The sequence below is a fragment of the Streptomyces sp. NPDC059080 genome (assembly GCF_042739975.1).
Taxonomy (GTDB): Bacteria; Actinomycetota; Actinomycetes; order Streptomycetales; family Streptomycetaceae; genus Streptomyces; species Streptomyces benahoarensis.
In genome coordinates, this window is sequence record NZ_JBHYGX010000024.1 from 42438 (window position 1) to 58835 (window position 16398).

Sequence of the window (16398 nt, forward strand, 5' to 3'; positions counted from 1 at the left end):
GAGGGGCAGACCGGGAGCAGGAGCGGCCGGGCCGGGCCGGGGCGGGGCGGGAGCTCTCCGGCCGCCGGCCCGGAAAGCCGCGGGCGCCGCCCGGTGCGTACGCCGAGGCCCCGCCCCCCCGGCACTCCCCGAGGACGCCACGGGCCCCGGTCCGTGCACGGGTGCACGGCAGCCGGGGCCCGGCAGGCGAGCGCCTCAGCTCACATGAGATCTTCGATCTCCGCCGCGATCGGGTCCGCGTCGGTGCCGATGACGACCTGGATGGCGGTGCCCATCTTGACGACGCCGTGAGCGCCGGCGGCCTTGAGGGCGGCGTCGTCGACGAGGGAGGCGTCGACGACCTCGGTGCGCAGGCGGGTGATGCAGCCCTCGACCTCTTCGATGTTGTCGAGTCCGCCGAGCCCGGCGACGATCTTCTCAGCCTTGGTGGCCATGTCCACTCCTGCTTGTCTCGGACGCCGGCGAGGGTGCCGGCGAGGGTGCCGGGCGGTGGTGCGGGGTGCGGCGGTGTGCCCTGCGGTTGACGAACCGTAACGCACGTTCAGCCCAGCTTTACGGGCATTTGTCCGCTTTCTGGCGAAGGATAGCGATCACCCGGAGTGCACACCGGGGGCCCGGGGCCGCATCACAAGTGGTCTACACCACCAGTATGCGATACCCGCCGGGCACGGTGTCGTCGGACGGTTGCCGGAGGTGGCGGATGAGTTCTGGCGCGGCGGCGGCACCCCGCACGAAGCAGGGCGCGCATCTCTTCCAGGGCATGCAGAAGATGGGGCGCAGCCTTCAGCTGCCGATCGCGGTGCTGCCCGCCGCGGGCATCCTGAACCGGCTGGGGCAGCCGGACGTCTTCGGCGCGGACGGGCTGGGCTGGGGCTCCGTGGCCAAGGTCTTCGCGGGCGCGGGCGGCGCGCTGCTGGATTCGGGGCTGGGGCTGCCGCTGCTGTTCTGCGTCGGGGTGGCGATCGGGATGGCGAAGAAGGCGGACGGGTCGACGGCGCTCGCCGCGGTGGTGGGGTTTCTCGTCTACTTCGCGGTGCTGCACCAGTTCCCCCAGGCGTGTCCGTCGGGGCAGACGTTCACGCAGGCGGGGCCGTGGGGCGGGGTGTGTGTGGACGGGACGGGGACGGCGGCGCAGGCGACGTTCCAGAATCCGGGGGTGTTCGGCGGCATCGTGATGGGGTTCGCGGCGGCGTGGTGCTGGCAGCGGCTGCACCGGGTGAAGCTGGTGGACTGGCTGGGGTTCTTCAACGGGCGGCGGCTGGTGCCGATCGTGATGGCGTTCGTGGGGCTGGCGTTCGCGGTGGTCTGCCTGTTCGTGTGGCCGCCGGTCGGTGCCGCGCTGACGTCGTTCAGCAAGTGGCTGACGGATCTGGACTGGATCGGCTCGGGGATCTTCGGGACGGCGAACCGGGCGTTGCTGGTGGTGGGGTTGCACCAGTTCCTGAACACGTTCGTCTGGTTCCAGTTCGGCGACTTCACCAAGCCGGACGGCACGGTGGTGCACGGCGACATCAACCGCTTCCTGGCGGGCGATCCGACGGCGGGGCAGTTCACCACCGGTTTCTTCCCGATCATGATGTTCGCGCTGCCCGCCGCGGCGCTGGCGATCACGCACTGCGCGCGTCCGGGGCGCCGCAAGGAGGTGGGCGGGCTGATGCTGTCGGTGGCGCTGACGTCGTTCGTCACGGGCATCACCGAGCCGATCGAGTACTCCTTCGTCTTCATCGCGCCGGTGCTGTACGGGATCCATGCGGTGCTGACGGGGGCGTCGCTGGCGGTGTGCTGGGCGCTGGGGGTGCACGACAGCTTCAGCTTCTCGGCGGGGTTGATCGACTACGTCATCAACTGGGGGCTGGCGACGAAACCGTGGCTCATCATTCCGGTCGGGCTGTGCTTCGCGGTGCTCTACTACGCGCTGTTCCGGTTCGTGATCACGAAATTCGATCTGGCGACTCCGGGGCGTGAGCCGGTGGAAGTGGCGGAGGAACTGGAGCGGGAGAACGTGAAGTAGTCGCGGCGGTACGGGAGGTTTCCGGGAGGGCCGCCCGGGGGCCGTGAGGCCGTACCGTGGCGCGGACGGCGGTGGGCGGCGCCCGAGACCTTCGGGGCCGCCGCCTTTCCGTATGCGGGTCCGGGTCCGGTTCCGGGGCCGTGTCGGTTCCGGGTCCGGTTCCGGTCAGACCTCGTGGACCGTGCCCGCGCGTGCCGTCTCGACCGGGCCGTCGTAGACCTTCTGCGCGTCGCGCAGGGTGATGTCCGGGTCGGTCCACGGCGGGATGTGGGTGAGGATCAGCCGCCCGGCACCGGCCCGCGCGGCGGCCTCGCCGGCCTCGCGCCCGTTGAGGTGCAGGTTCGGGATGTGCTCCTTGCCGTGCGTGAAGGACGCCTCGCAGAGGAAGAGATCGGTGCCCTCGGCGAGCCGGTCGAGCGCCGCACAGGGCCCGGTGTCGCCGGAGTACGTCAGCGAGCGTCCGCCGTGCTCGATCCGGAAGCCGAACGCCTCGACGGGATGGCTGACGAGCTCCGCCCGGACGGTGAACGGGCCGATCCGGAACGTTCCCTCGGACAGCGTCCGGAAGTCGAAGACCTCGCTCATCGCGCCCTCGTGCGGCAGGTCCGCGTGGGCGGCGGTCAGCCGCCGCTCGGTGCCCGCCGGGCCGTACACCGGCATCGGCCCGCAGCGTCCGCCGTCCGGGCGGTAGTAGCGGACGACGAAGTAGCCGCACAGATCGATGCAGTGGTCGGCGTGGAGGTGGGACAGCAGGACGGCGTCGAGATCGTAGAGACCGCAGTGGCGCTGCAGCTCGCCGAGGGCGCCGTTGCCCAGGTCGAGGAGCAGCCTGAAGCCGTCGGCCTCCAAGAGGTAGCTCGAACAGGCCGAATCCGCGGAGGGAAACGACCCGGAGCATCCGACGACAGTGAGCTTCATGCGGGCGTGAACCTCCTGTGCGGGACGGCGGAGCGGCGGACCGTGCCGGGCGATGGCGTCCGGCGGGTGGCCGGTCCGTACGGGTGCCCGGCGGGTCCGGTCGCGCGGTGCGGTGCCCACGAGGGTAAGGCGCCCCGGGTGGCGCCGCTCCTGTGGCGGGGCGAGCTGTGGGCGGAATCACCAGTCCGGGTGGGCGCCGCGCGGGGCCGTCCGCGGGGCCGCGCGGGGCCGTCCGCGGGGCCGCGCGACGGGGCCGGTGGCGGTACGCCCGGCCGACCCACGACGCACGGCGGCGGGCGGCCCGTCGCAGGGCCGCCCGCCGTCGAAGTGCTGCCTCCTGCCTAGGCCCAGAGCTGGCCGTGGAGAGTGGCGATGGCCGCCTCGGTGGATTCGGCGGTGTAGACGCCGGTGGAGAGGTACTTCCAGCCGCCGTCGGCGACGACGAAGACGATGTCGGCGCTCTCCCCCGCGCGCAGCGCCTTGCGGCCGACGCCGAGCGCGGCGTGCAGGGCGGCGCCGGTGGAGATCCCGGCGAAGATGCCCTCCTCGGCGAGGAGTTCGCGGGTGCGGGCGATGGCGTCCGCCGAGCCGACGGAGAAGCGCGTGGTGAGCACCGACTCGTCGTACAGCTCGGGGATGAAGCCCTCGTCGAGGTTGCGCAGGCCGTAGACCACGTCGTCGTAGCGCGGTTCGGCGGCGACGATCTGTACGCCGGGAACCTGCTCGCGCAGATAGCGGCCGACGCCCATGAGGGTGCCGGTGGTGCCCAGGCCCGCGACGAAGTGGGTGACGGACGGGAGGTCGGCGAGGATCTCGGGGCCGGTGGTGGCGTAGTGCGCACCGGCGTTGTCGGGGTTGCCGTACTGGTAGAGCATCACCCAGTCGGGGTGCTCGGCGGCGAGTTCCTTGGCGACGCGGACGGCGGTGTTGGAGCCGCCCGCCGCGGGCGAGGAGATGATCTCGGCGCCCCACATCGCGAGGAGTTCACGCCGCTCGGACGAGGTGTTCTCCGGCATCACGCAGACGATGCGGTAGCCCTTGAGCTTGGCCGCCATGGCGAGCGAGATGCCGGTGTTGCCGCTGGTGGGCTCCAGGATCGTGCAGCCGGGGGTGAGCCTGCCGTCCTTCTCCGCCTGCTCGATCATGTGCAGCGCGGGGCGGTCCTTGACGGAGCCGGTGGGGTTGCGGTCCTCCAGCTTGGCCCAGATGCGGACGTCGGCGGAGGGCGAGAGGCGCGGCAGGCGGACGAGGGGGGTGTTCCCGACCGCCGCCAGCGGGGAGTCGTACCGCATGTCAGGCCATGCCCGCCGGGCTGCCGTCCGCGGCGGCGGAGCCACCGGCGACGGCCGGGAGGATGGTGACGTTGTCGCCGTCGGTCAGCTTGGTGGCGATGCCGTCCAGGAAGCGGACGTCCTCGTCGTTGAGGTAGACGTTGACGAAGCGGCGCAGCTGCCCGCCGTCGACGAGGCGCGCCTTGATGCCCGCGTGGCGGCTCTCCAGGTCGTCGAAGAGGTCGGCGAGGGTGTTCCCGCTGCCCTCGACGGCCTTCGCGCCGTCGGTGTAGGTGCGCAGGATGGTCGGGATTCGGACCTCGATGGCCATGAGAGAGCTCCTGTCGGAGTGCGGGGGGCGGGGGGCTGTGCGTCCCGTGTGCACGGCGTACGGCGGTGCGGGTGTGGCGGGTGGTGCGGGCCCGGATCAGGCCGCGGCGCGACCCGGACACAGGGCGCTGGTCAGGCGGCACAGATCGATGTGCAGCCGGGCCGCTCCGCAGCCGAACGCGCCCAGCAGGGCGGAGGCGGAGCGACGCGTGGCGAGCGGAGCCTGCTGGCGCATGGCCCTCCTCTGCTCGCGCACGTCGTGGTCAACCATGCGGTCATCGTATCGATTCCCGGTCCGGGTTTTGATACCTCGTCCCATGATGCGGACGGATATGTACGTCAGGTGGGACGCGGCGGGCGGCGGACCGCCGAGGACGGCGAGGAACCCCAGGTCACGGCGGGCGGGCCGCCTCCGGCGGGCACGCTCCCGGACGGCCGGTCCGGGTCCGGACCGTCAGGCGTACGCCGCGACGATCCGGACCTCCTCCTCGGTGATCTCGCCGTCCACGATGCGGAACGAGCGGAACGGGAAGGGGCCCGCGTCGTCCGTGTCGGCGGTGGAGACGAGGACGTAGTGCGCGCCGGGCTCGTTGGCGTAGCTGACGTCGGTGCGGGAGGGGTACGCCTCGGTGGCGGTGTGCGAGTGGTAGACGATCACCGGCTCCTCGTCGCGGTCGTCCATCTCGCGGTAGAGGGCGAGGAGATCGGCGGAGTCGAACTCGTAGAACGTGGGCGAGCGGGCGGCGTTGAGCATCGGGATGAACCGCTCGGGGCGGTCGCTGCCGGCCGGTCCCGCGACGACGCCGCACGCCTCGTCGGGGTGGTCCTGGCGGGCGTGCGCGACGATCCGGTCGTGGAGGTCCTGGGTCAGGGTCAGCATGCGGCAAGGATAGGAGGGCGCCCGCGGCGGCCGGGAGCGGGTGCGGGACGGTGGGCGGCGCATACGGCGACGGGCCCGTACCCACCGCGGGATGCGATGCGTACGGGCCCGTCGCCGGACAGCGGCCGGTCAGTCCTTGGCGTCCGTACCGGGCGTCTGCTCCCCGGTGGCCGGAGCCGGGACGGCGGCGCGGGCCGCGGCGCCCTCGGCCGACCGGCGCTTGATGGACAGGTAGCCGGCGCCCAGGATGGCCGCCCAGATCGGCGCCGCGTACAGCGAGATGCGGGCGTCCGGGTCGATGCCCATCAGCACGATGACCATGCCGATGAACGCGAGGGCGAAGATCGAGGTGTACGGGGCGCCGGGCGCCTTGAACTCCGACTGCGGCAGTTCACCGCGGTTGGCCTTGGCCCGGTAGCGCAGCTGCGAGAAGAGGATGACGATCCACGCCCACATGCCGGAGATCGTGGCGAAGGACACGACGTAGTTGAACGCTTCGCCGGGCCACTGGTAGTTGATCCAGACGCCGACCAGCATCATCCCGACGGAGACGCCGGTGCCCCAGGTAGGCAAACCGTTTTTGCTCAGGTGCGTGAAGAGCTTCGGTCCCTGACCGTTGACCGCGAGGTCGCGGAGCATCCGGCCGGTGGAGTACATCCCGGAGTTGGCGGACGAGAGGGCGGCGGTCAGCACGACGAAGTTGACGATGCCGGCGCCGGCGGGCAGGCCGATCTCCTGGAAGGCACGGACGAACGGGCTGACGCCGGGCTCGAAGACCGTCCAGCTGACGACCGACAGGATGATGATGAGCGCACCGATGTAGAAGAGGCCGATGCGCCACGGCACGGTGTTGATCGCCTTCGGCAGGATCTTCTTCGGGTCCTTCGCCTCGCCCGCGGTGACGCCGACGAGTTCGACGGCGAGGAACGCGAACATCACGATCTGAAGGGTCATCAACGTGCCGCCGATGCCCTTGGGGAAGAATCCGCCGTCGGCCCAGAGGTGACTGAAGGAAGCGGTCTCACCGGCATCGGAGAAGCCCAGCATGATAACGCCGAGACCGATGAGGATCATGCCGATGATCGCGGTGACCTTGACCATCGAGAACCAGAATTCGAGTTCACCGAAGATCTTTACGGAGATCAGGTTGATCCCGAAGAGCGCGACGGTGAAGACGAGCGACGATACCCATTGGGGTATGTCGTGGTTCCAGTATTGGATATAGGTGGCTGCGGCGGTGACTTCCGTGATTCCGGTCACGACCCAGAAGAGCCAGTAGGTCCAGCCGGTCACAAAGCCGATGAAGGGGCCGAGGAATTCGCGTCCGTACTCCGAGAACGAGCCGGAGACCGGGCGGTACATGAGCAGTTCGCCCAGGGCCCGCATGATGAAGAAGATGACGAGACCGACGATCGCGTAGGCCAGGATGATGCTGGGCCCCGCCTTGGATATCGCCTTGCCCGCGCCGAGGAACAGGCCGGTACCGATGGCGCCACCAATGGCGATCATCTGGATCTGGCGGTTTCCCAGACCCCGCTGGTAGCCCTCTTCCGGGCCTTCCGCAGCGGCCTCATTGCTGTCGTGCTGCTTATCGACCTGCACAGAGGTCATGAGTGGTGCGCCTTTCTCCATACCGACCCGGCCTGTCCGGATCGGGTTCCGATCCCCCCGGATGGAGTTCCTGCACGCCGGCGGTGGCCGGCTCAGCGCTCCCGCAGCGACAGGGGTGGCGTCGCTCACGGCAGGTCGTGAACATCTATCACGGCGCCTTGGAGGGCGACTAGAGACGTCGTCATGCAAGGTCACGCGAAAATTAGGACAAAGTCCTAAACAATCGGCAAGGCGCACGCGTGCGAGATGGGATCGTTATCCGGATTTGAGCATCCTCTGAGCGAACGCCTGAGGAATGGTAACCAGGACTCAGGCCATCAGCGATTCGACGAGCGTTTCCTGGAGACCGCCGAGCCAGAGGTAGGCCAGCACCATGGGCTTACGGGGGTCGGAGTCCGGAAGGCGCAGCAGCTCGCCGCCGTCGTCCTCGTCGGTGACCCCCAGGCGGGTGCCGATGGCCAGCCGGAGATCGTTGAGCCCGCCGAGCCAGCGGCGGCACTCCTCGGGTGTGAGACGCAGCACGGCGCCGTTCTCCGGGTCGGGGTGCAGCGCGTCGAGCGACCGGATCAGCGCGAGCGCGTCATCGCGTTTGCGGGCGCGCAGATCGTTCTCGGTGTAGCGGCGGAACTCGGCGGACGCAGCGCGTACGTCGTCGTCCGGCACCCGGTCCGGGCCGCCGTACGCGTCCGGGAAGAGGCGGGCGAGTACGGGGTCGGCGGGCGGTTCGCTCGGGCCGTCCCGGAAGACGGAGGCGAGCAGGTCGTCCGCGGCGTCGCCGCTCTCGTCGCCGGGACCGACCAGCTCCAGGAGCTGGACGGCGAGGCTGCGCAGGATGGAGATCTCGACCTCGTCGAGGGCGACGGCCGCGCCGCCGCCGGGCTGGGGCTCGAAATGGCCGGCCATCAGCGGTCCTGCTGAAGGGTCGCCCACAGGCCGTAGCCGTGCATGGCCTGCACGTCGCGCTCCATTTCCTCGCGGCTGCCGCTGGAGACCACCGCGCGGCCCTTGTGGTGGACGTCGAGCATGAGCTGGTGCGCCTTGTCCTTGCTGTAGCCGAAGTAGGACTGGAAGACGTAGGCGACGTAGCTCATGAGGTTGACGGGGTCGTTGTGGACGACCGTGACCCAGGGGACGTCGGGTTCGGGCACCGCGTAGGGTGCCTCGCTCGACTCGGGGCGCTCGATCTCCACTGGGACACTCACACGCCCCATGCTGCCACCCGGGGCCGGACCGTGCACAAACGCCCCTGGGCGGGTGAGTCGGCCCGGGGTCCGCGCCGGGCGCCGGACACCCGCTCGCGGGGCCCGGCGGGCGGGGCCGCGATGCCGCCGCCGACGGGGTGCGCGGCCCACCGTGAGCGGCATCACGGGCCCGGGTACCAGAAATCGTCAAACTGACGAGTATTGGGGGTAGCATCGTCCGCATGAACACAGCAGACCTGGGGCTGCCGGTGACGGTGCCGTCGACGGCGCTCTTCACCGACCAGTACGAACTCACCATGCTGCAGGCCGCGTTGCGGTCCCAGAACGCCGACCGGCGCTCGGTCTTCGAGGTCTTCACCCGGCGCCTGCCCGAGGGACGGCGCTACGGCGTGGTCGCGGGCACCGGCCGGGTGCTGGACGCGGTGGAGAACTTCCGCTTCGACGAGACCATGCTGGGCTTCCTGCGCGAGCGCGGCATCCTGGACGAGCCGACGCTGGAGTGGCTGGCCGGCTACCGCTTCCGCGGCGACATCTGGGGCTACCCGGAGGGCGAGGTCTACTTCCCCGGCTCCCCGATCATGCGGGTCGAGGGCACCTTCGCCGAGGCGGTGCTGCTGGAGACGGTGATCCTCTCCATCCTCAACCACGACTCCGCGGTGGCCGCCGCGGCGTCCCGGATGTCGGTGGCCGCCGGGGAGCGTCCGCTGATGGAGATGGGCGCCCGCCGCACCCACGAGCTGGCCGCGGTCGCCGCCGCCCGCTCCGCGTATGTCGGCGGCTTCCACACCACCTCCGATCTGGCCGCCGGCTTCCGCTACCACATCCCCACCGTGGGGACGAGCGCGCACGCCTTCACGCTGCTGCACGACACCGAGCGGGACGCCTTCACCGCGCAGGTCGACACGCTCGGCCGCGGCACCACGCTGCTGGTCGACACCTTCGACGTGACGGAGGCGGTGCGCCTGGCCGTCGAGGTCGCGGGCCCGGAGCTGGGCGCCGTCCGCATCGACTCCGGCGATCTGCTGCTCGTCGCCCACCGGGTGCGCCAGCAGCTGGACGAGCTGGGCGCGACCCACACCAAGATCGTGGTGACCAGCGATCTGGACGAGTACGCCATCGCCTCGCTCGCCGCCGCCCCCGTGGACGCGTACGGCGTCGGCACCCAGCTGGTGACCGGCAGCGGGCATCCGACCTGCTCGATGGTGTACAAGCTGGTCGCCCGCGCGCAGAGCGACGCGCCCGACGCGCCGCTGCGGCCGGTCGCGAAGAAGTCGCTGGGCGGCAAGACGTCGGTCGGCGGCCGCAAGTGGGCCGCGCGGCGGCTGGACGAGGACGGCGTCGCGGAGGCGGAGGTCGTCGGCGTCGGCGAGGTGCCCGAGGAGCTGGCCGGCCGGCAGCTGCTGGTGCCGCTGGTAACCGGCGGCAAGGTGGTCGCCCGCGAGCCGCTGGACGCCGCCCGGGAACGGCACATCGCCGCCCGCGCGGGGCTGCCGCTCTCGGCGACCCAGCTCTCCCGCGGCGAGGCGGTACTGCCCACCGAGTACCTCTGAGGCACGGCCGCGGCGGACGCCCGCCGCGGCCCGCCACCCGGGTGGCGCACGCTCCCTCCCCCCGGTGGCCGGGGCGTGGTTACTCTCGGCCGTAGGGGCCCCACCCTTCACCGCAGCCCCGGCCGTACCGGCCGTCTCCCCCCTCCGTCGGAAGGCACCGACCATGCACCGGGCACTGATCGTCATCGACGTACAGAACGACTTCTGCGAGGGCGGCAGCGTCCCGGTGACGGGCGGCGCGGAGGTCGCCGCCGCCATCACCGACCTCGTGGGCCGGGCCGCGGACAGCGGCTACCGCCATGTGGTGGCCACCCGCGACTACCACATCGACCCCGGCGCGCACTTCTCCGACCACCCGGACTTCGTGGACTCCTGGCCGGTGCACTGCGTCGCCGGGTCCGAGGGCAGCGGCTTCCACCCCCACTTCGCCCCGGCCGTCTCCTCCGGCGCCGTCGACGCCGTCTTCGACAAGGGCGCGTACGCGGCCGCGTACAGCGGTTTCGAGGGGGCGGACGACCAGGGGACCGCGCTGGCCGACTGGCTGCGCGCCCATGACGTCACCGAGGTGGACGTGGTCGGCATCGCCACCGACCACTGCGTCCGGGCCACCGCGCTCGACGCGCTCCGCGCCGGGCTGCGCACCCGGGTGCTGCTGGGACTGACCGCGGCGGTGGCCGCGCCGACCACCGAGCGGGCCATGGCCCAGCTGCGGGCGGCGGGGGCGGAGCTGACCGGCACGCCGGTGCTGGCCGGGGGCTGATCGGCGGCGGGCGCGCGCCCGAAGCCGACGGGCCGCCCCGGGCCCTCCGGGGAACGGGTCAGGCGGCCTGCGCCGGGCGGAGCAGGGTGCGTATCGGGTGCCAGGACTCGGTGTCGTCGTCCAGGGTCTGGCGCCAGACGACGCCGTCGGGGTGGTGCAGGACGGCGGTCACCTCGTCCGGGGTGGGCGGGCGCATGTTGCCGCGCAGGTAGACGGCGCGCAGTCCGAGGTTGCGCAGCCTGGTCAGGGCGCGCTGGCGGTTGGCGGCGTGGACGAGGACACGCACCCGGCGGCCGTCGCCCCCGGGTCTGGGCAGTGCCAGGGCGACCACCACGCTTCCGCCGGGAAGCCGGATGAAGCCGCCTTGGGACATCTGCATTTCTCCCCCCGTGAGGCTGGGTGTCAACAAGAAGTCGTAGGACGCATCTAAACGCGATCGGCCGCCGCCCGCTAGAGGGCGACGGACGATCATGACGTGACCTGCGGTTTCCTTATCTCTTTGGAGCGGGGGTTGCGGTGGAGGTTGCGGCGGGGGCCACCTGGAGCGTCACCGTGGAGCCGCCCTTGGCCTCCTTGGTGATCTTGATCTGGGTGCCGGTGTCAGGAACGAGCACACCGCCGGTCGGGTTCGCCTTGTCGTAGTAGACACCGTTGTGGTCGTCGAAGAGCGAGACACCCTTCTTCGCGGCGATCTTCGCGGACTTGCCGGCCTTGTGCAGCCGGAGGGCGTCCGTGCGCTGCGCGGTGAAGGTCGCGTCGTACGTCTGGAAGCGGTTGCGCATCAGCTTGCCGTCGGCCCACTTCTCGGCCTTCGGGTGCGCGTCGACCGGCAGGATCTGGCCGTGGCCCGGGTGCTGGCCGACGTTGTTGTCCGCCTGCGAGGTGTCCCACAGCCAGATCAGCACGCCGTTCTGGAACGGGAAGTGCTCGACCCAGCCGGGCCGGTCGGTGGTCCAGCCGAAGTTGTACGGGCCGGTCTTCAGGGTCTTGTCGTACGAGACGTACTGGCGGTTCTCGGCGAGGTAGTACTGCGGGTAGTCCTTGGTGAAGGACGCGCCGATGCGGGAGAAGCCCTTGGCGGTCCAGCCGTTGTCGCCGCTCTCGGCGTCGTCGGTGAAGACCGGCTTGCCGTCGGCGGTGACGGAGAGCGCGTCGGCGGCGAAGCCCTTGAGGGCCAGTCCGCCGTCGGTCTGGTAGCGGAACCGCAGGTCGATCTTCTTGCCCGCGTACGCGTCGAGCGGGAAGACCAGATCGCGGTAGGCGCCGGAGGTGCCGGTCAGGCCCGGCTTGTCGCCGCCGTCGCGGGGGATGGCCTTGCCGTCGGCGGTGCCGTCCAGCGCGGTCCAGTCGGCGCCGCCGTCGGTGGAGACCTCGGCGTAGAGGAAGTCGTAGTTCTCCTCGATGTCCCACCAGCCCTTGAGGGCAAGCTGGGCCTTGGTGGCGCCGGTGAGGTCGACCTGGCGGGTGAGGGTGTTCTTCAGGTCGTTGCCCATGTCGCTCCACCACTGGTGGGAGCCTTCGGCGGGCTGGACGATCTCGGTCTTCACCGTCTTCGCGGGCAGGTCGACGACGAGCGCCTGCTTGTCCTTGGTCTGGTACTCGGCGACGCCCAGCCGGTGGGTGGAGCGGGTCGCGGCCTTCGCCTTGCCGTAGTCGAGCCAGCCGAGCTGGAGCTTGTCCCAGGCGCTCATGTCGCCCGGCAGGTCGCCGATCGCGTCCTTGCCGGTGCCCAGCCAGGAGCCGGCCGACATCAGCGACCAGAAGTCGACGGAGGACTCGCCGCTGCCGGTGGTGTCGTACTCGTCGGGCAGCCCGAGGTCGTGGCCGTACTCATGGGCGAAGACGCCGAGGCCGCCGTTCTCCGGCTGCATGGTGTAGTCGCCGACCCAGATGCCGGTGTCGCCGATCTGCGTGCCGCCGGCCTTGTTGTCCGCCGGCCCGGCCTTGCCCGCGTCGGTGCCGTACGCGTACCAGCGGTGCGCCCAGATGGCGTCGGTCTTCTGCGCGCCGCCGCCGGCCGACTCGTCCTCACCGGCGTGCACGATCTGGAAGTGGTCGATGTAGCCGTCGGGCTCGTTGAAGTTGCCGTCGCCGTCGTAGTCGTAGCGGTCCCACTGGTCGTACTGGGCGAGGTCGGCCTTGATCTGCTCGGCGCTGCGGCCGGCGGCCTTCTGCTGTTCGGCCCACTTGTTGACGCCGTCGCGGACCAGGTCCCAGACGTTGGCGCAGTTGGTGGAGCCGCAGTAGTCGGAGCCGTAACGGGCCTCGTTCCAGTCGACCTTGACCCAGTCGGTGACCTCGCCGTCGACGGAGTAGCGGCCGGAGGACTGCTTCTCGTAGTACTTCGCCAGCGACTGCTTCTTCTTGTCGTGCGAGAAGTAGAGGTCCTGGAAGTGCTGACGGTTGAAGTCCGGCTGCCAGGCGGTGCTGTTGTCGTTCTTGCGGTCCGGCTCCGCGATGGTGTTGTGCGCGGGGCCCGGGGTGCCGCCGTACTTCTTCTCGGGCGGCCGGGGGCCGTCGCCGTCCGGGTCGTACGTCGTGGTGTCGTCGACCTTGTCGCCGAAGTCCACCAGGATCGTGAAGATCTTGTCGGTCTTCTCCCGGGCCAGCTCGACGTACTTGCCCTTACCCAGCTTGACGACCTGCGAGGCACCCTTGCGGGCCGGTGTGGCGTCGCCGTCCAGGACCTGCTTGACGGCCTCCTCGCGGCGGGCGGCCTGGCGCTCGCTGAACGGGCCCTTCAGGTCGTGGTCGGTGCTCCGCTCGGGGGCGGGGTCGTGCCGTCGGTCGGCGGCCGGGTGGGTGCCGGGAGCGGCGACGGCCGCCCCGGACGACAACGAGGCCGCCCCGATCGCGGCGATCGCCGTGGCCAGGACGGCCGGTATGAACACCCTTCTTCGCTCTCTCACTTGGCGCTTCCTCCCCTTCGCGCGAGCATCTTGAAGGGAATTTGACCGGAGAGGCGCCGGAAAAGACAGATCTTGACTTGAACACGTCAGGGACGTACGTTATCCGGTCGGCGTGACGCAATCACCGGACGCGACGGCGCCCCGGTGGGCGGTCGGCCGCCACCGGGACGCTCGCAGATGAGGAGCCGTCAGGCCGTCGACACCACCACCGTCTTGGCCGCCTTGTCGTGCAGACACTGGTGATACGGCTGGTCCCAGGTGCACCACAGGACGTTGACCAGCCAGAAGACGAAACCGCAGCACGGCACGATCTCCGGCAGCGTGTAGACCGCCGCCCGCACCCAGCCCGCCTGGGTCGTCGGCACCTCGCCGTTCGTCAGCATCGCCACCCGGATCTTCATCGCCATCTTGCCGACGGTCTGCCCCCGGTGAGTCAGCATCAGCCCCTCGTAGACCAGGTACACCAGCATCGTCACGCCCGAGACCGTCGCCTGTTTGCTGGTCTCCGCGTTGCTGGTGCTGGTGTAGTCGACCCAGCCGACGATGCCGTTCATGATCAGGGTGACCGGTACGCCGATGATGATCGCGTCGATGATCCGCGCCACGAGCCGCCGCCCGCGCCCGGCGAGCGGCGGCATCCCGGCCAGCGGGTCGGCCGCGCCGTACTCGCCCCCGTAGGGGTTGTCGGCGTAGCGGCCGCCACCTCCGTGGGGTTCACCCCCGCCGTACGGGCCGCCGCCGTGGGGGGCGCCCCCGTAGGGGGCCTGGCCGTACGGGCCGCCGGGCGGGGGGCCTTCCGGCGGCGGGCCGCCCGTGGAGCCGCCGGAGCCGGGGCCCTCGGAGCCGGGGCCTTCGGGTTCCGGGCGGCCCCAGCCCGGGCCGGGGCCGCCGCCCGCCGACGGCTCCTGCGGCTTCTTCAGGAACGGGTCGTCCTCCGGCGGTTCACCGGATCCGGGCCCGGGCTGCTCGCTGCTCATGGCCCGAGTCGACCCTCTACAGGCGTCCACCGCATCCGGCGAAGTCCGTTCGGGGGATGACGTGCCCGTTCCCCGGGTCCGTACAGGGGGACGGCCCCCGGCGGGGCCGGGGGCCGGGGGCCGGAAGGGGCACGTGCCGGGGACCGGGCCGGTCCCCGGCGCTTTCGCGGCGGTTCAGTCCGCCGCCACGAACGTCCGCGCCGCCTTGTCGTGCCAGCACTGGCGCCACGGCTTGTCGAAGAGGCACCAGGCCGCGTCGAGGACGCCGACGACGAGGAAGCCGAGGACACCGAAGACCAGCCAGCGCTTGATCAGGGACATCAGCTCGGGGGTGTCATGGCTCGCGATGTCCACGATCCGCACGCCGCACAGCTTCTTGCCGAGGCTGCGGCCCCACTTGAGCGTCGGCAGCAGCTCGATCAGCCCGCCACCGAGCACCACCGCCGCCAGCACCGCGAGGAACAACGGGGCGGTCCCGCCGTCGAGCAGATAGATCGTCACCTCACGGCCGGACTCCTTGGCCGCCGTGATCTTCGCGTCGATGTGGTCCACGGCGCCGCCCCACAGCGGCAGCGCGACGAGGACCGTCAGCACGGCGAGGAGGGCCAGGTCGATCAGCCGGGCGGCGAGCCGGCGGCCGAGCGCCGCCGGGTGCGCCTGCTCCGTGGCGAACGGGTCGGCGGTCGGCGGCTTCCACGGGATGACGCCGTCGTCACCGGCCGGTCCGCCCGCCGGACCCGCGCCGCCCGGGAACGGGAAACCGCCCCCGGCGGCCGGTCCGGGCTGCGGGACGGCCTGCGGTGGCACCGGGCCGGGCGCGGCCGGCGCCTGCGGCGGGTTGAACGGCGCCTGCCGGGGATGCGGGTGCTGCGGATGCGGCGGGTACGCCGGTCCGCTCGCGCCCGCACCGGGCATCGACTGCGGCCCGCTCGGCGCCGGGGCGGCCGGACCCTGACCGGCAGCCCTGCCCTGACCCGTGGCCGGGCCTGGATGCCGGGGCAGGCGGATCGCCATCGTGCCGCCGTCCTTGGGCACCGGGCCGTCGCCCGGGCGGACCGCGCGGATCGTGGTGGTGCCCTGGTCGCGGGCGGGCTGCCGGACCGCGCGGATGGTGACCGTGCCGTCGGGGCGCGCCGGCGGCTCCGGCTCCCCGCCCCGCGGCCCGGACGCCGCGGCGCCGGACTCCGCGTCGGCGTCGCCCCGCTCACGCGGCGACGGGACGGCGCCCCGGGACTCCCCCGTCACGGAGGACGCACCGGAGGACGCACCGGAGGACGTGCCGGAGGACGTACCGGACGACGTACCGGACGACGCGTCGGACGCGCCCCACGAGACGGGCCCGGCGGCGCCGGTGCCGCCCTGCTGGGCGGCGTCGGCCTGCCAGGCGGAGGCGGGCGCGGGGCCGCTGCCGTGCAGCCTGGCCGGATCGTCCCAGGAGAGCGGGGAACCGCCGCCCGTGGCGGAGGTCCCGGCGCCCTCGTCGAAGAAGACCGGGCCGGTCTCCTCGGCCGCGGGGGCGGCGGGCGGTGCGGCCACCGGGACGGGTGCGGGCGTCGCGCCCGGGGGCGGTGCGGGCATCGCCTCGCCCTCGGCCGGGGCCGGCCGGCTGGTGCCCGGCACCCATGCGGCACCGTCCCAGTACCGGATGTAGCCGGGGATGGAAGGGTCCGGGTAATACCCTCCAACGGGTGCGTTTCCACCACTACCGGGGGATTCCGCCACTGTCCCCAACTCCCCTCGTATCCCGCGCCTGTGCTGTGTGTGCCGTCGCCCGCCGGTACCCTCCGGCCGCGCCGTGCGCGCCGGGAGCCGCAGCCGGGCTCTTGGCATGACCGTCCGCCACACACCTCGGCTGCCCCGGGGGCACCGCGCTCGGCGTCGGTCGTCCACGGAGGAGATTAACGAAGAACCGCGGGGCGGCAGAGCGCGAGGCGAACAGGGAACCGACCCCTCGAACGTGGGTCCGAGACGTTCTCCCC

General features: G+C 71.6%; 16 protein-coding genes. 3 read left to right on the forward strand and 13 right to left on the reverse strand.

Annotation, left to right across the window (positions count from 1 at the left end; genetic code table 11):
* Positions 1–200: 200 nt before the first annotated feature.
* Complete coding sequence (locus ACFWWQ_RS19725; RefSeq protein ID WP_143944955.1) at positions 201–434, reverse strand: glucose PTS transporter subunit EIIB; 234 nt, start codon at positions 432–434, stop codon at positions 201–203.
* A gap of 266 nt (positions 435–700) precedes the next feature.
* Here ACFWWQ_RS19725 and ACFWWQ_RS19730 point away from each other — a divergent pair, with 266 nt between their 5' ends.
* Positions 701–2011, forward strand: coding sequence for a PTS transporter subunit EIIC (locus ACFWWQ_RS19730; RefSeq protein ID WP_384597786.1), 1311 nt, complete (start codon positions 701–703; stop codon positions 2009–2011).
* A gap of 165 nt (positions 2012–2176) precedes the next feature.
* Here ACFWWQ_RS19730 and ACFWWQ_RS19735 read toward each other — a convergent pair whose 3' ends face one another.
* The 8 genes from ACFWWQ_RS19735 to clpS form a co-directional block, all read right to left on the reverse strand.
* On the reverse strand, positions 2177–2929 hold the full coding sequence (locus tag ACFWWQ_RS19735; protein WP_384597788.1) for an MBL fold metallo-hydrolase: 753 nt from the start codon (positions 2927–2929) through the stop codon (positions 2177–2179).
* Positions 2930–3270: 341 nt separating this feature from the next.
* Entirely contained in the window at positions 3271–4221 is a 951-nt protein-coding gene (locus tag ACFWWQ_RS19740; RefSeq protein ID WP_384597790.1) for a PLP-dependent cysteine synthase family protein, read from the reverse strand.
* Between the two features lies 1 nt (position 4222).
* Positions 4223–4531: a MoaD/ThiS family protein gene (locus ACFWWQ_RS19745; protein ID WP_143941962.1), complete on the reverse strand. Its 309-nt coding sequence runs from the start codon at positions 4529–4531 to the stop codon at positions 4223–4225.
* A gap of 96 nt (positions 4532–4627) precedes the next feature.
* Positions 4628–4801, reverse strand: a complete 174-nt coding sequence (locus tag ACFWWQ_RS19750; protein ID WP_384597793.1) for a putative leader peptide — start codon at positions 4799–4801, stop codon at positions 4628–4630.
* A gap of 183 nt (positions 4802–4984) precedes the next feature.
* Positions 4985–5410, reverse strand: coding sequence for a Mov34/MPN/PAD-1 family protein (locus ACFWWQ_RS19755; protein ID WP_384597795.1), 426 nt, complete (start codon positions 5408–5410; stop codon positions 4985–4987).
* 129 nt (positions 5411–5539) lie between these two features.
* Positions 5540–7021, reverse strand: a complete 1482-nt coding sequence (locus ACFWWQ_RS19760; RefSeq protein ID WP_384597797.1) for an amino acid permease — start codon at positions 7019–7021, stop codon at positions 5540–5542.
* A gap of 309 nt (positions 7022–7330) precedes the next feature.
* Entirely contained in the window at positions 7331–7924 is a 594-nt protein-coding gene (locus ACFWWQ_RS19765) for a DUF2017 domain-containing protein (protein WP_384597799.1), read from the reverse strand.
* On the reverse strand, positions 7924–8232 hold the full coding sequence (gene clpS, locus ACFWWQ_RS19770) for an ATP-dependent Clp protease adapter ClpS (protein ID WP_030283369.1): 309 nt from the start codon (positions 8230–8232) through the stop codon (positions 7924–7926). Before clpS ends, ACFWWQ_RS19765 begins: the two co-directional genes overlap by 1 nt.
* 212 nt (positions 8233–8444) lie before the next feature.
* Here clpS and ACFWWQ_RS19775 point away from each other — a divergent pair, with 212 nt between their 5' ends.
* Positions 8445–9773, forward strand: coding sequence for a nicotinate phosphoribosyltransferase (locus ACFWWQ_RS19775; protein ID WP_384597801.1), 1329 nt, complete (start codon positions 8445–8447; stop codon positions 9771–9773).
* 163 nt (positions 9774–9936) lie between these two features.
* Positions 9937–10533, forward strand: a complete 597-nt coding sequence (locus ACFWWQ_RS19780) for an isochorismatase family protein (protein WP_384597803.1) — start codon at positions 9937–9939, stop codon at positions 10531–10533.
* Positions 10534–10591: 58 nt separating this feature from the next.
* Here the strand turns inward: ACFWWQ_RS19780 and ACFWWQ_RS19785 are convergent, their stop codons facing one another.
* From ACFWWQ_RS19785 to ACFWWQ_RS19800, 4 genes are all read right to left on the reverse strand, one after another.
* Complete coding sequence (locus ACFWWQ_RS19785; protein WP_384597872.1) at positions 10592–10906, reverse strand: hypothetical protein; 315 nt, start codon at positions 10904–10906, stop codon at positions 10592–10594.
* Between the two features lie 118 nt (positions 10907–11024).
* Positions 11025–13442 (reverse strand): immune inhibitor A domain-containing protein, encoded by a 2418-nt coding sequence (locus ACFWWQ_RS19790; protein ID WP_384597805.1) that lies wholly within the window; start codon positions 13440–13442, stop codon positions 11025–11027.
* A gap of 188 nt (positions 13443–13630) precedes the next feature.
* Entirely contained in the window at positions 13631–14419 is a 789-nt protein-coding gene (locus ACFWWQ_RS19795; protein WP_384597807.1) for an RDD family protein, read from the reverse strand.
* Positions 14420–14593: 174 nt separating this feature from the next.
* A complete protein-coding gene (locus tag ACFWWQ_RS19800; RefSeq protein WP_384597809.1) occupies positions 14594–16141 on the reverse strand; it encodes an RDD family protein in 1548 nt (515 codons plus the stop codon).
* Positions 16142–16398 lie beyond the last annotated feature (257 nt).

Excerpts from the sequence above, each read along its gene's own strand:
- ACFWWQ_RS19725 (WP_143944955.1), bottom strand. The coding sequence starts at position 434 with ATGGCCACCAAGGCTGAGAAGATCGTCGCCGGGCTCGGCGGACTCGAC.
- ACFWWQ_RS19730 (WP_384597786.1), top strand. The coding sequence starts at position 701 with ATGAGTTCTGGCGCGGCGGCGGCACCCCGCACGAAGCAGGGCGCGCAT.
- ACFWWQ_RS19735 (WP_384597788.1), bottom strand. The coding sequence starts at position 2,929 with ATGAAGCTCACTGTCGTCGGATGCTCCGGGTCGTTTCCCTCCGCGGAT.
- ACFWWQ_RS19740 (WP_384597790.1), bottom strand. The coding sequence starts at position 4,221 with ATGCGGTACGACTCCCCGCTGGCGGCGGTCGGGAACACCCCCCTCGTC.
- ACFWWQ_RS19745 (WP_143941962.1), bottom strand. The coding sequence starts at position 4,531 with ATGGCCATCGAGGTCCGAATCCCGACCATCCTGCGCACCTACACCGAC.
- ACFWWQ_RS19750 (WP_384597793.1), bottom strand. The coding sequence starts at position 4,801 with ATGGTTGACCACGACGTGCGCGAGCAGAGGAGGGCCATGCGCCAGCAG.
- ACFWWQ_RS19755 (WP_384597795.1), bottom strand. The coding sequence starts at position 5,410 with ATGCTGACCCTGACCCAGGACCTCCACGACCGGATCGTCGCGCACGCC.
- ACFWWQ_RS19760 (WP_384597797.1), bottom strand. The coding sequence starts at position 7,021 with ATGACCTCTGTGCAGGTCGATAAGCAGCACGACAGCAATGAGGCCGCT.
- ACFWWQ_RS19765 (WP_384597799.1), bottom strand. The coding sequence starts at position 7,924 with ATGGCCGGCCATTTCGAGCCCCAGCCCGGCGGCGGCGCGGCCGTCGCC.
- clpS (WP_030283369.1), bottom strand. The coding sequence starts at position 8,232 with ATGGGGCGTGTGAGTGTCCCAGTGGAGATCGAGCGCCCCGAGTCGAGC.
- ACFWWQ_RS19775 (WP_384597801.1), top strand. The coding sequence starts at position 8,445 with ATGAACACAGCAGACCTGGGGCTGCCGGTGACGGTGCCGTCGACGGCG.
- ACFWWQ_RS19780 (WP_384597803.1), top strand. The coding sequence starts at position 9,937 with ATGCACCGGGCACTGATCGTCATCGACGTACAGAACGACTTCTGCGAG.
- ACFWWQ_RS19785 (WP_384597872.1), bottom strand. The coding sequence starts at position 10,906 with ATGTCCCAAGGCGGCTTCATCCGGCTTCCCGGCGGAAGCGTGGTGGTC.
- ACFWWQ_RS19795 (WP_384597807.1), bottom strand. The coding sequence starts at position 14,419 with ATGAGCAGCGAGCAGCCCGGGCCCGGATCCGGTGAACCGCCGGAGGAC.